Origin of the sequence: Streptomyces sp. NPDC058964, assembly GCF_042741275.1 — a bacterium.
Classification (GTDB): domain Bacteria; phylum Actinomycetota; class Actinomycetes; order Streptomycetales; family Streptomycetaceae; genus Streptomyces.
This window is the reverse complement of record NZ_JBHYKH010001044.1, coordinates 1-1,122: the sequence shown is the minus strand read 5'-3', so window position 1 is coordinate 1,122 and position 1,122 is coordinate 1. Positions and strand designations below refer to the sequence as shown.

Here is a 1,122-nt window from a genome sequence, read left to right as displayed (position 1 = left end):
GAGTCCATGAACGCGCCCAGCCCGAAGTCGATGATCATCGGGCCGTCATCGCCCAGGATGACGTTCTGCGGCGTCAGGTGTCGATGGAGCAACCCCGCGGCGTGGACTGCCGACAAGCCTTCGGCGAGCAACGCCCCGAGGCTGGCCGCCAGCGGCAGCGGAAGTACACCGTCGCTGTCCACACAGGCCAGCAGCGTACGGCCGGCCACGTACTCCATGGCCAACCAAGGCCGGTCTGCGTAAGGATCCGCATCCAGGAAGCGGGCCACCCGGTTCGTGCCGATCACCGTGCGGGCGATCAGCGCCTCCTTTTCGAAGCGCGCACGCGTCAGCGGATCGAGCTTGTCGTTGCGGATCACCTTCACCGCGACGGGATCGCCTGCGGGCGTGTAGGCGAGATAGACCTCACCCATCCCGCCTGAGCCGAGCTCCCGCGCCACCGTGTACCGGCCGATCCGCGTGGGCACCCCGCTCATCCGCACCGACTCACCTTTCCACCGCGCCTCACCCGATCGGCGCTCTTGCCCACCACACTCTAATCGGCCAAGAGGCCAGCCTGAGGTGCTTTCGTCCTGATCAGGACACCGAGCAACGCGATGCATGCCGAAACCGGCCGTGAGGAAGTCGGGGCACCGGGATCTCCAGCAGCCACTGTGTCGGCGACTGCTGTGTGTCTGTGAGTCCGGGGCCGACAAGAAACTGCCCGCTTCTAATGGATATTCTGCTGCTCCAGCCACTTGAAGACCTCGGCCCTCTTGTACAGGACCTTGGCGTTCCTGCCTCGGCCGAGCTTGTAGCCCTTCAAGCCCAGTTTCGATGCCTCCCTATAGACCCAGCTCGTGGACATATTGAGCATCGCAGCGACCTCATAGGTGTCCATAAGGACGGGCTCGACGCTACGGCGCCTGCGCGACGAGTCGATATCGGTGCGGGTCTCGTCGGGGTGCGACTGCGGTCCCACGGGCAAGATGACTCCTTGAGGCTGGCCTGAGCCTGTTCGCGGCAGCGGCTCGCGCTCTGCTCTGGTCGAATTTCAAACGTCTTTGACGCCCGCACTGGTCCTGTCTAGTATCCACCTCTCAGAGACCACTAGAAATGGAACACTCGCGTAGTACAGGATCG

The 1,122-nt window shown here is 63.8% G+C and carries 2 protein-coding genes; both read right to left on the bottom strand.

Annotation, left to right across the window (positions count from 1 at the left end; all coding sequences use genetic code 11):
• On the bottom strand, nt 1–476 hold a 476-nt coding region (locus tag ACFW2E_RS47530; protein ID WP_384478559.1), incomplete at its 3' end, for a serine/threonine protein kinase.
• Between the two features lie 233 nt (nt 477–709).
• Nucleotides 710–961: a helix-turn-helix domain-containing protein gene (locus ACFW2E_RS47525; protein ID WP_384478556.1), complete on the bottom strand. Its 252-nt coding sequence runs from the start codon at nt 959–961 to the stop codon at nt 710–712.
• Nucleotides 962–1,122: the final 161 nt, after the last annotated feature.